Source organism: Pseudomonas sp. Fl5BN2 (genome assembly GCF_009908205.1).
In the GTDB taxonomy this organism is placed as follows: domain Bacteria; phylum Pseudomonadota; class Gammaproteobacteria; order Pseudomonadales; family Pseudomonadaceae; genus Aquipseudomonas.
The window spans coordinates 64,773-80,590 of sequence record NZ_JAAARL010000027.1; the positions used below are offsets into that span (position 1 = coordinate 64,773).

At 62.1% G+C, this 15,818-nt stretch carries 16 protein-coding genes; 4 read left to right on the forward strand and 12 right to left on the reverse strand.

What is annotated here, in order from left to right:
• Positions 1 to 280 precede the first annotated feature (280 nt).
• Together GV819_RS28525 and GV819_RS28530 are read left to right on the forward strand one after the other, a co-directional pair.
• Positions 281 to 2,833 carry a PAS domain-containing hybrid sensor histidine kinase/response regulator gene (locus GV819_RS28525; protein WP_161759369.1) on the forward strand — a complete coding sequence of 851 codons (2,553 nt, stop codon included), beginning with the start codon at positions 281 to 283 and terminating at the stop codon, positions 2,831 to 2,833.
• Between the two features lie 39 nt (positions 2,834 to 2,872).
• The gene (locus GV819_RS28530; RefSeq protein WP_161759370.1) at positions 2,873 to 3,148 is read left to right on the forward strand and encodes a peptidylprolyl isomerase; all 276 of its coding nucleotides are present in this window, start codon (positions 2,873 to 2,875) and stop codon (positions 3,146 to 3,148) included.
• 41 nt (positions 3,149 to 3,189) lie between these two features.
• Here the strand turns inward: GV819_RS28530 and GV819_RS28535 are convergent, their stop codons facing one another.
• The 4 genes from GV819_RS28535 to GV819_RS28550 form a co-directional block, all read right to left on the reverse strand.
• Positions 3,190 to 4,098: a sugar kinase gene (locus GV819_RS28535; protein WP_161759371.1), complete on the reverse strand. Its 909-nt coding sequence runs from the start codon at positions 4,096 to 4,098 to the stop codon at positions 3,190 to 3,192.
• 112 nt (positions 4,099 to 4,210) lie between these two features.
• A complete protein-coding gene (locus GV819_RS28540; RefSeq protein ID WP_161759372.1) occupies positions 4,211 to 5,428 on the reverse strand; it encodes an amino acid deaminase in 1,218 nt (405 codons plus the stop codon).
• 49 nt (positions 5,429 to 5,477) lie between these two features.
• Positions 5,478 to 6,242 (reverse strand): IclR family transcriptional regulator, encoded by a 765-nt coding sequence (locus tag GV819_RS28545; protein ID WP_161759373.1) that lies wholly within the window; start codon positions 6,240 to 6,242, stop codon positions 5,478 to 5,480.
• 164 nt (positions 6,243 to 6,406) lie between these two features.
• On the reverse strand, positions 6,407 to 6,796 hold the full coding sequence (locus GV819_RS28550) for a RidA family protein (protein WP_161759374.1): 390 nt from the start codon (positions 6,794 to 6,796) through the stop codon (positions 6,407 to 6,409).
• 592 nt (positions 6,797 to 7,388) lie between these two features.
• On the opposite strand from GV819_RS28550, the gene GV819_RS33370 reads away from it, so the two are divergent.
• Entirely contained in the window at positions 7,389 to 7,517 is a 129-nt protein-coding gene (locus GV819_RS33370) for a hypothetical protein (RefSeq protein WP_256667641.1), read from the forward strand.
• A gap of 531 nt (positions 7,518 to 8,048) precedes the next feature.
• Here GV819_RS33370 and GV819_RS28560 read toward each other — a convergent pair.
• From GV819_RS28560 to GV819_RS28580, 5 genes are all read right to left on the reverse strand, one after another.
• Positions 8,049 to 8,594 (reverse strand): hypothetical protein, encoded by a 546-nt coding sequence (locus GV819_RS28560; RefSeq protein ID WP_161759375.1) that lies wholly within the window; start codon positions 8,592 to 8,594, stop codon positions 8,049 to 8,051.
• 46 nt (positions 8,595 to 8,640) lie between these two features.
• Positions 8,641 to 8,820 carry a hypothetical protein gene (locus GV819_RS28565; RefSeq protein ID WP_161759376.1) on the reverse strand — a complete coding sequence of 60 codons (180 nt, stop codon included), beginning with the start codon at positions 8,818 to 8,820 and terminating at the stop codon, positions 8,641 to 8,643.
• Positions 8,821 to 9,069: 249 nt separating this feature from the next.
• Positions 9,070 to 10,503, reverse strand: coding sequence for an RtcB family protein (locus tag GV819_RS28570; RefSeq protein WP_161759377.1), 1,434 nt, complete (start codon positions 10,501 to 10,503; stop codon positions 9,070 to 9,072).
• 192 nt (positions 10,504 to 10,695) lie between these two features.
• The gene (locus tag GV819_RS28575) at positions 10,696 to 10,884 is read right to left on the reverse strand and encodes a hypothetical protein (RefSeq protein ID WP_161759378.1); all 189 of its coding nucleotides are present in this window, start codon (positions 10,882 to 10,884) and stop codon (positions 10,696 to 10,698) included.
• Positions 10,885 to 11,128: 244 nt separating this feature from the next.
• Complete coding sequence (locus tag GV819_RS28580; RefSeq protein ID WP_161759379.1) at positions 11,129 to 12,142, reverse strand: fimbrial protein; 1,014 nt, start codon at positions 12,140 to 12,142, stop codon at positions 11,129 to 11,131.
• A gap of 317 nt (positions 12,143 to 12,459) precedes the next feature.
• On the opposite strand from GV819_RS28580, the gene GV819_RS28585 reads away from it, so the two are divergent.
• Positions 12,460 to 13,032 (forward strand): type 1 glutamine amidotransferase family protein, encoded by a 573-nt coding sequence (locus GV819_RS28585; RefSeq protein ID WP_161759380.1) that lies wholly within the window; start codon positions 12,460 to 12,462, stop codon positions 13,030 to 13,032.
• A gap of 53 nt (positions 13,033 to 13,085) precedes the next feature.
• Here the strand turns inward: GV819_RS28585 and GV819_RS28590 are convergent, their stop codons facing one another.
• The 3 genes from GV819_RS28590 to GV819_RS28600 all read right to left on the reverse strand — a co-directional run.
• A complete protein-coding gene (locus GV819_RS28590; RefSeq protein ID WP_161759381.1) occupies positions 13,086 to 13,889 on the reverse strand; it encodes a hypothetical protein in 804 nt (267 codons plus the stop codon).
• A gap of 171 nt (positions 13,890 to 14,060) precedes the next feature.
• On the reverse strand, positions 14,061 to 14,453 hold the full coding sequence (locus tag GV819_RS28595; protein ID WP_161759382.1) for a hypothetical protein: 393 nt from the start codon (positions 14,451 to 14,453) through the stop codon (positions 14,061 to 14,063).
• A gap of 145 nt (positions 14,454 to 14,598) precedes the next feature.
• Positions 14,599 to 15,818, reverse strand: a 1,220-nt coding sequence (locus GV819_RS28600) for an NAD(P)/FAD-dependent oxidoreductase (protein ID WP_161759383.1), incomplete at its 5' end; no start/stop codon positions are given.

Below are 15,818 nucleotides of genomic sequence, written 5' to 3' on the forward strand. Positions count from 1 at the left end.
AGCCCTTTCCCCTACCGTAGGAGCCGGCTTGCCGGCGAAGGGGTCTCCAAGGCCCGGTCCTGTTCGCTGGCCAATCGGCGCCTGGGGCTGGGTCGATGCTCGCGGATTACCGTTCAGCCCCTCTAGACTGGTCATCTGCCGCAAAAGCAGGTGAAAATAACTCAGCCGAACCCCCGACAATCCATCCGTTTGAATATGCACCGCATGTCCATGCGACTTTTCGAGTGAGCGAGCCTGACGCCTCGCCGCGCACGACTGCTCCACCCAGGACACCTTCGACATGAATGCCCCCCACCCAGGCAGCGAAGCCGCCACCCTGATTGCCCGCCTGGACTGGTGCGCCACACCCCTGGGCGCTGCCGATCACTGGCCCCAGAGCCTGCGCACTGCGGTGGATATCGTGATCCATTCGCCGATGCCGATGCTGTTGCTCTGGGGGCCGGAGCTGACCCAGATCTACAACGACGGTTTCGCCCTGCTGGCGGGCAACAAGCACCCCGGCGCCTTCGGCCAGCCGGCGCACCACATCTGGCCGGAACTCAGGGACTTCACCGACCCGATCTACAGCGCGGTGCTCAATGGCCAGGTGCGCACCTTCAGCGAACGACGCTTTATCCTGCAACGCAGCAACGGCAGCGAGTACGACCTGTGGCTGGACCTGACCTACAGCCCGATCCGCGATGAACGCGGCGTCGTGGCCGGAATCCTGGTGACGGCCATCGAAACCAACGAGCGTCGGCGCATCGCTCTGGAGCTCAAGCAGCGCTCCGACGACAGCTTGCGAGCCCAGCACGAAACCGAGGAGCGCCTGCAGTTGGCGCTGGCCGCCACCGACGCAGTCGGTACCTGGGACTGGGACATCGGCGAGGACCGCTTTATCGCCGACGCGCACTTCGCCCAGTTGCACAGCGTCGACCCGCAGCAAGCGCGGCAACTGCCCATCAGCGAGTACCTCAAAGGCGTGCACCCGGAGGATCGCGGCATGGTCGCCCGGGGCATCAAGCACTGCATCACCCACGGCACCGAGTACGCCGAGGAGTACCGCCTGCAACTGGCCGACGGGCAACTGCGCTGGGTGTTCGCCCGGGGCCGCTGCTACAAGGACCATCACGGCCGACCGACGCGGTTTCTCGGCGCAGCCCTGGACCTCACCGAACGCAAGCAGATGGAACAGGCACTGCGTCAGAGCCAGACCGAGCTGCAACTGATCATCAACGCCATGCCGGTGCTGATCGGCTACGTCGACCGCGACGAACGCTTTCGCCTGAACAACAGCGCCTACCTCGACTGGTACGGCCTGACCCCGCAAGAGCTGTACGGCAAGACCATTCGCGAAGTGCTGGGCGACGAGATCTACGCCACCCGTGCCGAGAACATCGCTGCCGCCCTGACCGGCAAGCCGTGCAGCTTCGAGGCCAATTCGCCGCACCGCGACGGTCGCCCGCGCTACGCGCTGATGAAGTACCTGCCACGCTACGGCGGCGATGGCGCAATCAACGGTTTCTACATCTTCGTCATCGATGAAACCGAGCGCAAACAGACCGAGGAAGCCCTGCGCTACCTCAATGAAACCCTGGAAGAACGGGTCAACCAGCGCACCGAGGCGCTGGCCACCGTCAACCAGCGCCTGCAGAGCGAGATGTTCGAACGCGAGCGTGCCGAAGAGGCCCTGCGCCACGCGCAGAAGATGGAGGCCGTGGGCCAGCTCACCGGTGGCATAGCCCACGACTTCAACAACATGCTCACCGGGATCATCGGCAGCCTGGACCTGATGCAGCGCTACATCGACAACGGTCGCGGCGACGAGATCGGCCGCTTCACCGAGGCCGCCATGTCCTCGGCCAAGCGCGCCGCGGCGCTGACCCATCGCCTGCTGGCCTTCTCCCGCCGCCAGTCGCTGGACCGCCGGCCCCTGGACCCCAATCAGCTGGTGCAATCGCTGCAGGAACTGTTCAGCCACACCAAGGGCGAGCACATCCAATTGCGCATGCAACTGGCGGACGGCGTATGGCCGGTGAACACCGATGCCAGCCAGCTGGAAAACGCCCTGCTCAACCTGGTGATCAACGCCCGCGACGCCATGCCCGATGGCGGCCAGCTATTGATCGAGACCGCCAACAGCTACCTCGACGGCAGCGACATCAGCACCCTGGAACCGGTCAAGGCCGGCGACTACGTGATGCTCGGCGTCAGTGACAACGGCGCCGGCATGAGCCCGCGGATCCTGGCCAAGGCCTTCGACCCGTTCTTCACCACCAAGCCCATCGGCCAAGGCACTGGCCTGGGGCTGTCGATGATCTACGGTTTTGCCCAGCAGTCCGGCGGCCACGTGACCATCAGCAGCGAACCGGACCAGGGCACCAGCGTGCGCCTGTACCTGCCACGGCTGTACGCCGCTGCGCCGGAACCTCCCGCTGCCGCCAGCGCCAACCAGGCGCCCCAGGCCATTGCCGGGGAAACCGTGGTAGTGGTCGAGGACGACCCGGCGGTGCGCATGCTGGTACTCAATGTGCTGAGCGAGCTGGGCTACCGCGCCTTCGAGGCCGAGGACGCCCGCAGCGCCCTGCCCTTGCTGGAATCACCGATGCGCGTCGACCTGCTGGTGACCGATGTCGGCCTGCCGGGCATGAACGGCCGGCAGCTGGCAGAGATCGCCCGCCAGCACCGCCCCGGACTCAAGGTGCTGTTCATGACCGGTTATGCGGAAAAGGCCGCCGAGCGCCAAGGTTTCCTGGAGCCGGGCATGGACCTGATGGCCAAGCCATTTTCAATTGAAGACCTGGCGCAGAAAATTCGTCAGATGATCGGCCGCGAGCCACCCATTCAGGCATAATCCGCGGCCGCCGATTACCCGCTACCAGGTCACCTGCCCATGAAAGCCCAAGCCCGCCACATCCTGGTGAAAACCGCCGAAGAGGCCGAACAGCTCAAGCAGCGCATCGCCAAAGGCGAAGCCTTCGACGTGCTGGCGAAGAAATACTCCACCTGCCCGTCCGCCAAGCGCGGCGGCGACCTGGGTGAAGTGCGCCCGGGACAGATGGTCGGCGCCATCGACCAGGTGATCTTCAAAAAGCCCCTGCGCACCGTGCACGGCCCGATCAAGAGCAAGTTCGGCTACCACTTGGTGCAGGTGTTCTACCGCGACTGAGGCCCTCCCGGCAGGCGCTGGTTGGCGAGCGCCGCGCCCCGTCACTCTCTGGGAATCAATGCCCCGGGATGCTGGATCACCCGACTCGCCAGTCGATGCCCGGCCTGGGCCGCCTGCTGCGGATTGCCACCTTGCAAACGACTCGCCAGGTAGGCCGCACTGAACGAATCCCCCGCTGCCGTGGTGTCCACCACCTGTTCCACCCGCTGCGCGGGCACCTCGAAGGCACTGCCTGCACCGCGAATCAGGCAGGATTCAGCGCCGCGCTTGAGCACCACTTCCGGTGTACCGCGATAGGCCGCGAATACAGCATCAGCGTCATCGTAGGCAAACAGTGCCTGCTCGTCCTCCAGGGTCAACAACGCCAGATCCACCTGCGGCAGCACTTCGCGATAAGCCGCCCGGGCCTGCTCCACCGAAGCCCACAAGCGCGGCCGGTAATTGTTGTCGAAAACGATCAGCGCCTGACGCTGGCGGGCCTCGATCAGCGTCTCCAGCAACTTCTTGCGCCCCGTCTCCCCCAGCACCGCCAGGGTGATGCCGCTGAAATACAGCACGTCGTAGCGCTGCAACGCTTGAAGAATCGGCCCGGCGGCCAGGGTGGTAAAGCAATCGCGCACCGCCGCTTCATTGCGCCAGTAGAGAAAGCGCCGCTCGCCACGGGCATCCGTCTGGATGCAATACAGTCCCGGCAGGCGCCCCGGCAAGCGCTGGACCAAATCCAGGCCGATGCCCTCGGCCGCCCAGCTCTGGCACATGGCATCACTGAAACTGTCGTAGCCCAGGGCGGTGACGTAATCCACCTGCGCCCGCTCGCCCATTTCCCGCGACAGATACACTGCGGTATTCAGGGTATCGCCGCCAAAACTCTGCTGCAGACTGCCATCGTGATGCTGTTGCAGCTCGATCATGCATTCGCCGATGCAGGCAATGCGTTTTTTCTGGCTCATATCCTTGACCTCTAAACTCGGCGTACCGCGAACCGGGTAGCTGCTGTCCAGCCAGCGAAAGCGTCGGTGAGACCGCCTTCGCCAGCCAACAGAACGCCGCCCGAAGGCTCGACTAGAAGCAGGTTTGCAGGCTCTCGACTACCTGCAAGTGCTCATCCACCAACAGGCCGGTACGCCACTTGTCGAAGGTCAGGCACGGGTGCGAAGTGCCGAAAGAGATGATGTCGCCGACGCGCAGCTCCACCCCTGGCGCCACACTCATGAAGGCGTGCTGATCCATCACCGCCGTCACCGTGCAGGCCCTCACGTCATCACCCTGAGTGCCGGTTGCATCGGGCCGGTAGCGGCGCAACGGCAGCGGCAGCCCGGCGTCATAGGCGACATCGCGCTTGCCCAGGGCCAGCACCGCAAAACCCGGTTCCGGCAGCGACTGCACATGGGCCCAGACTTCCACCGCCGGGCGCAGGCCTTCCACAAGATCACGGCGTCGATCCAGCACGCAGCACTGGGCTTCTTTATAGATGCCATGGTCATGCGCCACATAACTGCCCGGGCGCAACACACTGAGGAAACGGCCCTTGGCGTTATGAGTCTCGAAGGACTCGGCAATCAGGTCATACCAGGCCGAGCCCGAGGCGGTGATGATCGGCCGCTCGATGGCGAACCCCCCATCGTTGTGCAAGTCCACCGCCAGACGTACCAGGGAAGCAGCGAAGCGACGAATACCGTCGATGGCCTGATCGCCATGGATCACCCCTTCGTAACCCTCGATGCCACACAGCGCCAAGGCTGGCTGCGCCTGGATCGCCTTGGCCAGGGCCAGCACCTCCTGCTCGCTGCGACAGCCGCAACGACCACCGACCACGCCGTACTCGATCATCACCTTGAGCGTTACCCCGCGCTGAGCGAAAAACGCCCCCAGGTCAGCGACGTTGTCCGGATGATCGACCATGCAATAGAAATCGAAATCCGCATCCACCAACAGCTCGGCGATCAACGCCATGTTCGGCGCCCCTACCAGCTGATTGGCCATCAACACCCGCCGCACACCGTGGGCATAGGCGGCGCGCGTCTGCACCGCCGTGGCCAGGGTAATGCCCCAAGCCCCCGCCTCCAGCTGCCGCTGAAACAGCCCTGGCATCATGCTGGTCTTGCCGTGAGGCGCCAGCTCGGCGCCGCTGTCACTGACGAACTTCTGCATCCAGCGGATGTTGTGTTCCAGGGCCTCACGATGCAGCACCAGGGCTGGCAGGCTGACGTCTTTAAGCAAATTCGCACCGTTGTAAGCGGCGCCCTTTTCCACCAGGGGCAGATTCGAAACGCGAGACATCTTGGCACTCCTTATCAAGGCGACTGCGCACAGCCGCGAGGTACAACCCTTAATCGTTGATCCGCCGAGCCAAGCGGCTGGCACTGTCGATCAGCACCCGGCGGTATTCCTGATAATTGTTCTGCGCATCGACCCGCGGCGCGACGATACACAGGGTACAAATGCACACCCCGCGCTCATCCCGTACCGGGGCGGCGAAGCAATGGGTAAAGGTGTCCGCCACGCTGTCGAAGGAAAAGAAGCCGTCCTCGGTGGCCTGACGGATTTCCTTCAGAAACGTCTCAAGGGGCAGACGCTGGCCATCGGGCAACACGAAATCCCGATCATCGATCAACCGGGCAATCTGCTCATCGCTCAAATGCCCCAGCAACAGCCGCCCGGAAGCGGTCCAGGGGATCGGTGCGTTCTCGCCAATGTCCGAGGAAATGCGGAAATGCCGCTCGCCCTCCTTCATCAGCGCCACGGTGTATTTGCGCCCATTGAGCAGGCACATCTGCGCGGTTTCGTGGGTCTGGCTGACGATTTCCTGCAACGCTTGATCGGCCTCGCGGGTCAGGTCGAAATGGCGCAAATGGGCCTGCCCGAGAAAATACAGCTGGCGGCCCAGGTACACATGCCCGTCCTTGCCCACCGGTTCCAGAACCCGTCGCTCCAGCAGGGAAGCCACCAGTTCATAGACCGTGGACTTGGGACTGCCAATGCCCTTGGCAATATCATTGGGCCGCAACGGCTGGCCGATCTCCTTGAGGAAATCGAGAATATCGAACGCCCGATCCAGGCCCTTGGCCCGCCGCTTGATGGTGTCTTCACTCATCTATCTGGTCTTCCCGAAAAAGCTGACAACGGCCAACACCCCACCTGTAGGAATCGGCTTGCCGGCGAAGAGGCCCTCAAGCCTTGTGCCGCCCTCACGGCCGCCTTCGCTGGCAAGCCAGCTCCTACACAACACCGCCGGGACAAGTCCGGCAGGTCGCCCCATCAAGGCTTCTTCTTGTAGGCCACACAATCGATCTCGACCTTGCAGTCCACCATCATGCTGGCCTGCACACAGGCCCGGGCCGGCGCGTGTTCGGGCTTGAAATACTCGCCGAACACCTTGTTGAAACTCCAGAAATCCCGCGGGTCTTCCAGCCACACGCCGACCCGCACCACATCCTCCAGGCCGTAGCCGGCCTCTTCGAGAATGGCCAGTAGATTGCGCATCGTCTGGTGCGTCTGCTCCACGATGCCGCCGTGAATGATCTCGCCATCCAGGGCCGGAACCTGGCCGGACACATGCAGCCAGCCATCGGCCTCGACGGCGCGGGCGAAAGGACGCGGCTGGCCACCGCCTGCGGTGCTGCCGGCGCCGTAACGGGTGATGCTCATGAGAGGTTCTCCTGGTTGAAGGTTGGCCATCTAGGGGCCATGCGCGAGAGCGCTATCCAGCTCGCCATCCGTTTCTGAGCGGTACCGCCGCAGAAACCAACAATGGTCTGGAAAACACGCAGGCTTTAAACAAAGAAACTCCGCCCTCAAAAAATCCGCTATAGCGGAATTAAGTGTTAAATAGCGGAAACCGTACAAGAGTGTGCCATGGAGAACAAAGGAGATAACAGAGGGGATGGCAAACTTTCCGGAAACAAGGATTGAGGAAGTATTAGAAAAAGTCGTCGCCCCATGTCAGGCATTTCAGTATTTGCGGAAAGCACGCTCAATTGGCTGATGACTATGCTCAACACCTCCAACATTCCGTTGCGTCGCGGCAATCTGCGAGCGGATCTGGCCGTCCGAGTCTCCATGAGCAAACCTGAGTTCTCCTTCATGGAGCGTCACTGCTATCGATCTTCAACCCTTCACGTCCTTCACCACCGACCACCCCGTCGCCTTTATCAACCCTCAAGCCCCGTCGCTTGAGCTGCTGACCTACGCTGGCCTGCGCATCCGCGCTGCCCGGGACATGCTGGACAGCGTCTGCAACATGACCAGCTGCAACGCCGACCACCTCGACCTGAAGCGCTTCTCCAGCGTGGCGACCCTGTTGTTGCAGGACGGCTGCGATGTATTGCAGGTAGCGGAACAACAAGCGCTGCAACTGCCGGAGCAGTAACCCCAAGACACAGCCATGGTTTTGCTTGGCTTTTCTTTGCCTTGGCTTTTGATCTTCCTGCCCCCTTAACCACGATGGCCGAACGCAGGCATTGATCCGTGGGTAACCCGCCAGGGATGCCGGGTTAGCCGCCCCAGGCCATGGATGGTCTGGGGCGGCGGCCCACGGATCAATGCCGGAGTGAGGAAATGCCGAGCCTAGGCGAGGCACCGAGTGGAGGGGCAAAGCCTTTTGGTTACTTTGGGGCCCCAAAGTGACTCGCTGTAAGAGCGAAACCATAAGTGGCCACACCCGCAGCAACGGATATGTACACCCAGTAAATCGAGGACTCTGGTTTTACACCCGCTGCGCGCCGGAACACCGGCCGATCGACCGGGAGCAAGCTCCCTCGCCACAGAGGTTGTGGTCATGGCAGACGACTGGATGACACCGCAGCACCCAATACCTACAACGCCAAATCCACCGGCGCCCTCGATACCGCCTTCGCTGGCAAGCCAGCTCCTACATAAAAAGCCTGGCGCCCACAAGGCATCAATCAACATCAGCAACGCACAACACCCACCAAAGATTCCGAGCCCCCTGGCAGGCAACATAGGCAGAAGAAATCGTCGAATCCCTGGTTAACTCACACCAATCGGGGCTATCGAACCGGTACACCACAAGCTCGGAAAACGGCGCCGGAAACACAGCATCCAGAGCGTCGAACACCACCTTCCGGGCATTGACCAGGGACAATCCACGGGTGGACTGGTGACAGCCGCCCCGAAGCACCACCGCCAGCAACGAGCCCTCGAACTCATATCGATTCAGTATGGAAAAGGGCCCGAACTCACGCTCAACCGGCCCAATAGCCGTCGACCTGGCGAGGTTGCTGAAACGCTCCAGAAACTCGGTCAGTCGCAGCCTCTCATCCCACGCCTTGATTGAGGGGGCTGGCTTGAAGAAGCTGGACACCAGCTCGCCACATTCAGCAAGCACGGCAAGTAGTTCGACAAGGGGTTGCTTGTCGACGAAGCACTGGCTGGCACCTGTAAATGGCGCTACAGCATCGTGCTTCAGACTTTCATCTTGATTCATGATTGAGCACCCGACTTTGGCCGCAAACAGGCAATCACCATGGTGGCTACCGCGCCCTGGGCTTTTGCGGCCGCAGATAATAGCCGGAGAGAAAAGCAATCAAGACCAGCATCAACGCCAGGCCCGGATCACCTTTAGGCAGCATGAATTGATAAAGGCCAGCGCCCATCGTCAGCCCAGAGGCAATACACAAGACAAACCAAATAGCTTTTTTAAGCAGTTTCACGATCTGATGACATCCCTTCCATAGACGACTTGAACGCATCCCATTACCAGCGAACGGTGGCCGGGGGGCGACAATGTATCGGCCAGCACCCTGAACGGCAAATCCGAAATCAGCGCGCCCACGACCGGTACAGCCGACTTGAAGCGAGCGCTCATGCCTACCACCGAGACCATCTTTGAACGCATCGCTTCAACCCAAGACATCGCTTAGCCATGAGGATGAACCCTCACCCCCAAGGGCCCGCCGTACTTACGCCTTGAAGGTCAGAATCGGCGAAAACCTGGCGATCACCGACACCGTCCCCTCCTCCACCTGCGAGCGAATCACCTGGCCAATTTCCTTATAGGCCCCCGGTGCTTCCTCGATCATCCGTTCCTCCTTGGTGGTGATGCACTCCACGCCCTGCAGGCCGAGAAAGGCCTTGTCCTTCTTGGCCTTGAACACCACCTCGCTGCGGGACATGGAGCGCCCGGCGCCATGGCTGGCCGAGCGCAGCCAGCGTTCATTGCCCAGCCCAGTGAGCAGGTAGGAGTCATGCCCCATGCTCCCCGGAATCAGCAAGGGCTGCCCGGCGTAGGCCGGTGTGGCGCCCTTGCGGTGCACATTGCCGCCCTCTTCGCGCAGCACGATGTTGTGCGGTACATCGACAATCAGCGGCGCCTCGATACCCGCGCCGAACACCTGCCGGGTGCGCTGGCGCACCATCTCGGCGATCAGCGCACGGTTGGCGTCGGCGTAGTGAGCCGCGCTGTGCATGGCCAGCAGGTACTCATCCGCCATCTCGCCAAACAGGGCGAAGATCTTCGAGTCGGGATGCTTGATCCCCGCCGGCCACAGGGCCTTGGCCTTGTCCATCCAGCGCCGGCCCACATAGAAGCCCACGTCCCGAGAGCCGGTGTGGATCATCATCACCACCTGCCCTACGGACAGGCCCTGGGCGAAGCAGGCCTGGCGATCCACCAGTTCGGTGACCACCTGGATCTCGACAAAGTGATTGCCGCCGCCCAGGGAACCCAGGCCCGGGTCGCGGAGGATTTTCCGCGAGCGGTCCTGCAAGGCTTCCGGCGCGTAGTCGGCGCTGCCTCGGGCGAACGACGACTCATGCAGGCCCGACAGCTCACGCTGCAACTGAGCGAAATCCGCCCCGGCAAACAGCCCGATCGGGTCCTGCTGCTGCACCTGGGCCCAGAAGTCCCCCAACCCGGCTTGAAACAGCGCGCTCATGGCGGAGGGACTGGTAGGAATGTTGCGCGTGCCTTCCAGCAGATCGCCGCGCACCAGGGCGGTCCACTTGGCTTTCTGCGCCATGAACTGCTCGTAGTTCAGCCCCAGCTTGTGCAGGCGCATGCCGCAATTGATGTCGGTGCCAATCGCTTGCGGCACCACCATGTCGTGGCTGGTGACGATCACACTGCCCACCGGAATCGGGCTGCCGGTGTGAAAGTCCGGCGTGGCGCAGGCGCACTTCACTTCGCCGCCATCGGGGTGGGCCACCTTGGCGAAATCCATCAGTTGCAGGATGGCTTTCTCTTCGATGGCAAAGCTGTCAGGCAGCAGCAAATCCACCTTGAGCCCGGCGTCATTGATCGAGGAGATAGAGAGCGAATTGGAATTCAGGCGTTCGATGGCCACCCCGGAACGGGCGAGCTTGTGCTGAATTCTTTTCAGAGGAGTCTTGGTCATTTTCAACTGCTTTTCTTGGACGCAACAAAACAACCACCCTTTTGGTGGCTGGAATTGTCTGGTCAGCAGCGAAACTTAGACGGCGCGAATGATGGGGAATGGCGGCGTTGATGTAAATAGGCGAGGGAGAAATTATTTGAGGAGGCGCCTGGGTGGACGCCTTCGCCGGCAAGCCGACGCCTGCAAAGGGGGTTAGAAGCTGAAGCGCACATCCTTGACTACCTGCACGCTGCCCCAGTGGAAATGGCACAGCCGTGCCACTGCCAGATTGCCTTCGCTCACGGGCATGCAGCCGCCCTTGAGGGTGACGCTGCTGGTGCCCTGGCGCGATAGCGGGTATTCCACGGCAGGTCCGGCGGGGATGCGGTGAACCAGGGTCACGTCTTCGGCAAAATCATCGGTCAGGCTGAAGATCAGGCTGCCATCAACCGTCAGCCGGTAAGTATCGTGCTGAAAAGCCGCCCCCGGCAGCAGGCCCGGGGCAGAAGCAAACGAACAGCCAGCGCTCGCTACAGGGCTGGCGCCTCATTGGCAATCACGGCCGCCACAGGCCGGCCAGATCCGGGCCCGCGCCCCGCAATGAAAAGGCCCCGGCGGCGGCCCAGATCCCTTAGCGCAAAGCCGATCAATGATAATTCATCGTGAAGGTTGCCATACCATTGACTGTTCCCGGGGTGATGCGCGAAGCGGTCTGGACAAAACGCGCGCTGAGGGGAATTTCGTACCTCGACACGCCACCCGAAATATTTCCCGCCCACCATTGGTTGATGGTCCCCATGCCGTACTTGAGAACCGTCCCCCCCTTGAGGATCTGCACCCCCACTCCTGAAGCGGTCGATGCAGAGCTGATCGATAAGGTACTGCCCTGATTGTCCATCTTGTTCACATCCATCAGCGTGACATAGGCCCCGATCGAAGCCCCCGCATCCCCGCCCGTACATGACAGGCCAATCTTGAAAGGAACCGCTTCAGAGGTACTTCCCACTCCGCTGAAGGCCGTGTTCGATATCCTGCCCAGCGATACTGGAATCTGCGGGGTAGACACCTTGCAGGTGGGTATCCGTACCTGCACCGTGACCGTACTTTTACTGCCCGTGTAGACCGTCCAGCCTTTGGAGTTGCAGATAAGAATGCAGTTGAACGCCACAGTCACTGTTGCGCTACCCCTCAGATCACCGCCTTTGATGTCACCGATCTTTATGATTTCCAACCACATGGATTGCTTGTAGACGTCGCCCCTGCCCCATTTGAGCCTTGCTGGCGACTGTCCATTGCCAACCAGGTACTGGGTGATTCCGAACGGGTTGTCACGCGACCGCCATCTAGCATTCCACCTGAATCCGACTCCAGCCACGTTGCTCAGATAGACATTGCTGTAGCCAGGGGCCAGCGTCGGGCTTTGAAGCTTGTAGAGCATAAATTCTGAAAAAATCAGTTGTGGCCATGGGTCCTTCATCGTTGCCTCCACCTCTGCCGTGGTAGCAATGACATCGCCATTCCTGGCATCCGCGCTCACGAAAATACTGGCGGGCAACTGTATGCTCGATGTCTCGGGGGTGAACTCCCCACCAGCAAATACTGGGGACCCTACAAATACCGACAACAAGATAATTGCCAAGAGCAGAACGTTACGCTTCATGAAAGTACTGCGCCTATCCGAATGCCCATGAGATCCGGCGCCCTGTCTCCTGATGACAGCTGGTGACGGGTCGGCCCGAAACCTCGATTTTAGGCAAGCCGTACCACAGCCGCCTATCAGCCCGGGCACGCAGCACTGAAGACAAATCCTCAGACACCAAGGACCAATCCTACGCAACACATTTGTTGGCATAAGAAACCTGCCATCGGGTAGCACCCGCATATCCTTGCCGCCCCGCAAAATGCTCCATTCATCCACTGAAAATCGGGTTACCCTGCGTGCCCTTAACGCTCACTCAGCCAAGGAAGGACACCTGCATGACCCGCGCCATTACTATCATCTGCGAGAGCTTCGCCGACTGGGAAACCGCCCTGATCAACGCCACGGCCCGCGCCTACTACGGTTTCGACTGCCGCTTCGCGGCGCCCAAAGGCGCTCCGGTAACCTCCATGGGCGGCATGCGCGTGACTCCGGATCTGGCCCTGGAAGAGATCCGCCTCGATGAGGTCGACCTGTTGATGGTCTGCGGCGGAACTGTCTGGCAGAGCGACCAGGCCCCGGATATCAGCGCCCTGCTGCGCGCCGCGCGGGAGCGCAATATCGTCCTCGCCGGCATCTGCGATGGCACCCGGATGCTGGCCAAGGCCGGAGTGCTGGACCATGTGCGACACACCTCAAACTCGGCGGAAAACTTGCTGGCAGTGAACTACGCCGGCGCCGCGCACTATCAGGATGTACCCCATGCCGTGGCGGACCAGCGAGTGATCACCGCACCGGGCAGCGCACCGGTGAGCTTCATGGCGCAGATCCTGCGCACCCTGGGCATCGATGATGAGAATCTGACGGCGTATATCGGCATGCATGCGGCGGAGCACAACAAGGTGCGGTGAAATACAGGGTCGCCAGGCTCGGGGTCTTCAGCGGGCCAGCCTGAGCCGCGCACTCAAGGCTGTTTCGGCCCGCCTTTCCAGGGCGAATAATCCAGCTCGAGCAGAAACCGGCCACCCATCGGTTCGGCGATGAAGAAACCAGGCATCTGCCGCAGATCCAGGTTGGCACAGGCGCTCTGCAGGCGTTGCGCAAGACCTGGGTCTGGCTTGAAATCGGCAAGTCTCATGGGGTTTGCTGTCAGCTCAACCTGACAACGCTGCACCTGCCCCTGTGCGTTGGCCGCCCCGCTAATCCGTGCGGAGCCAATGCTGTCGAGCGTCGCCCCGACGAAGAGCTGCTGCCAGAAGTACTCCTCGCGCGCGTTGTACTCACGCACGGTTTCGCGAACCTTCTGCTCCTCTGTCGGCATTTTTCCGGGACGGGAGAAAACCAACGGAACCACGACCTCCATCACCGCCCCGGAAACGCTGGCGAACAGCATTGGTTCCACACGGGGAAACACCGTATCCCAACACAGCTTTTCCATCAGTGACACCAACTGGCGATTGTCCGGAAAACGTTCCAGCGGGTACTCGGGGAGTGCCTCGGCGATACAGCTGACCACCTGGTTCTGACGATTGATCACGGTGCGCAACGACACGCCGCCGACCCAGCCATCGAGATTGACTCGACGCACGCCCTGGCCCAAGACATGGTTGAAACTGGCGAGGAAGCTGCTGCGCAAACTCGCCGCTCTTGACTCCGGCGTGTCGGGCGCGGGCGACAAAGTCTTGCACCCACCCATAAGCAACAGACCGCCAAGCAACAAGGCGCTCAGGTGCGGCCGCCACAGCGGCATCGAAAGTGGGTGGTGCATCGTCAGTTCCATTGCGAATGGCGTGGGCGCCAGGACCTGCAACAGGTCACTGCTGCCTTGGGGCCAGGGAGCATATAGGCTGGCGCTGACACGCACAAAATTTTGTGTAGCGACGCGAGTGCGGCCTTGTGCGGACGCTGACTGCAAGACCGGAGCAAGCTCGAAACCGGCTCAAGGCTGGGCGTTATCGACCCCCAGCACCTGTTCCAGCCTTTGCACTTCGCGCTCCGGCAGGGCTGGCGCCGCAGGCTGCAGGTAAGGCTTGGCGACAACCGCCGCGACAGGCGCCGGCGGCTTGGCCCTGGCTATGTGACTACGGGTCGAGCTGCTTTGCGGGTACAGCGCTTCATCCAGGCATTTGTCGCGCATGCCCTGGCTGGACAGGCCATGGCAGCCCGTGCCATTGGACAATGCCCGGGCGCCGCAGGTGGCCTTGCTGTCGGGGTCCTTGAGGTCGACGCAGCTCAGGGAGACGAAGCCATGCCCGAGCACCGAGGCGGGGTCTTCGGCATGAGTTGCGCCGGCACACAGGAACAAGGAGGTCAGCAGAAGTGCATTTCGCATACGGGCGCATCCATGGCTGCAGAACATGCCCGGGGACCATTCCGGCTACCGGAGCATGCAACTCTGTCGAGGGAAGAAGCCGTTGTAGCAGACGAAAATGACCGTTTCCCTACTCCCATGCACACCGCAGCAATATCCTGCGTGGCTATCTGAAACGCCCCGCCAGAAACGCTTGCATACTCACGCTCGGCGCCAATCCACTGGCCTGCTCCGCCACCAGTTGCCCGGTGATTGCAGCCAGGGTCAGCCCCACATGCCCATGGCCGAAGTTGTAGTGCACCTGGGGCAGCAGCCGCGACTGGCCGAGCACCGGCTTGCTGTCCGGCAGCGACGGACGAAAGCCCATCCACTGCGAGGCAGGCTCGTGGTGCAGGGTGAGAAAACGCCGCGCAGCCTTGGCCAGGTAACGGTAGCGCCGCGGGTCCGGCGCAGCTTCGAGACCAGCGAACTCAACGGTGCCCGCCACTCGCAGGCCCTGGGCCATTGGCGTCATGTAGAAACCGCCGGCAGCCCAGCACACCGGGCGCTTGAGCAAGGCCCCTGACTGGTCGAAGAGCACGTGATAGCCGCGTTCGGTGTCCAGCGGGATCTCATCACCCAGGGTCTGCGCCAGGCTGCGGGACCAGGCGCCAGTGCACAGTACCAGGCGCTCGGCCTGCAACGACTCGCCGCTGCTCAAGCGGGCGGTGAGCCGTTCACTGTGCTGGGTGCTGCGCTGCACGCCCTGCAACTCACCCTGGCGAAACTCACCACCCTGCTCGCTGAAGCGCCGCAGCAAACGCAGGCTCAGTGCATAGGGATCGAGGGTGCGGCTGACGTCCGGCAGTTCCAGGGCCAGCGCCGCGCGGGCGTTGAGCGCGGGTTCCAGGGCCCGCAACTCCGGCCCCTCCAGCAGTCGCATCGGTACGTCGAAGCGCTGATGGTAGGCCAGCATGTCAATGGCGCTCCGGCGTTCATGGTCTTCGAAGATGTACAACGAACCGTCGTGGCGCACCAGGTCATTGGCCCCTGCCTCGTCGAACAGGGTCTGCCATGAACCCATGCAGGGTTTGAGCAGGCTGTGCAGGTCCTGGCTGATGGCATCGACCCGGTGTTCGCGTGAGCTGGCGAGAAAACGCCACAGCCACGGAGCGATTCGCGGCAGGTAGCCGGGACGAATCGCCAGTGGACTGTCAGGGCGCAACAGCATGCCCGGGGCCTTGCGCCAGATGCCGGGGGTGGCCACTGGCTCCACCGCATAGGTGGCGAAGGTACAGGCATTGCCGAAGGAGGTGCCACTGCCCGGCGGCTGGCGGTCGAGCAGGGTCACCTTCCAGTTCAGGCGTTGCAGCCACAGGGCGCTGGCCAGGCCCACCACCCCGGCCC

Excerpts from the sequence above, each read along its gene's own strand:
- GV819_RS28550 (WP_161759374.1), bottom strand. The coding sequence starts at position 6,796 with ATGAGCATCACCCGTTACGGCGCCGGCAGCACCGCAGGCGGTGGCCAG.
- GV819_RS28590 (WP_161759381.1), bottom strand. The coding sequence starts at position 13,889 with ATGCACCACCCACTTTCGATGCCGCTGTGGCGGCCGCACCTGAGCGCC.
- GV819_RS28545 (WP_161759373.1), bottom strand. The coding sequence starts at position 6,242 with ATGAGTGAAGACACCATCAAGCGGCGGGCCAAGGGCCTGGATCGGGCG.
- GV819_RS28535 (WP_161759371.1), bottom strand. The coding sequence starts at position 4,098 with ATGAGCCAGAAAAAACGCATTGCCTGCATCGGCGAATGCATGATCGAG.
- GV819_RS33370 (WP_256667641.1), top strand. The coding sequence starts at position 7,389 with ATGACCAGCTGCAACGCCGACCACCTCGACCTGAAGCGCTTCTCCAGC.
- GV819_RS28580 (WP_161759379.1), bottom strand. The coding sequence starts at position 12,142 with ATGAAGCGTAACGTTCTGCTCTTGGCAATTATCTTGTTGTCGGTATTT.
- GV819_RS28585 (WP_161759380.1), top strand. The coding sequence starts at position 12,460 with ATGACCCGCGCCATTACTATCATCTGCGAGAGCTTCGCCGACTGGGAA.
- GV819_RS28570 (WP_161759377.1), bottom strand. The coding sequence starts at position 10,503 with ATGACCAAGACTCCTCTGAAAAGAATTCAGCACAAGCTCGCCCGTTCC.
- GV819_RS28540 (WP_161759372.1), bottom strand. The coding sequence starts at position 5,428 with ATGTCTCGCGTTTCGAATCTGCCCCTGGTGGAAAAGGGCGCCGCTTAC.
- GV819_RS28530 (WP_161759370.1), top strand. The coding sequence starts at position 2,873 with ATGAAAGCCCAAGCCCGCCACATCCTGGTGAAAACCGCCGAAGAGGCC.
- GV819_RS28560 (WP_161759375.1), bottom strand. The coding sequence starts at position 8,594 with ATGAATCAAGATGAAAGTCTGAAGCACGATGCTGTAGCGCCATTTACA.
- GV819_RS28525 (WP_161759369.1), top strand. The coding sequence starts at position 281 with ATGAATGCCCCCCACCCAGGCAGCGAAGCCGCCACCCTGATTGCCCGC.
- GV819_RS28595 (WP_161759382.1), bottom strand. The coding sequence starts at position 14,453 with ATGCGAAATGCACTTCTGCTGACCTCCTTGTTCCTGTGTGCCGGCGCA.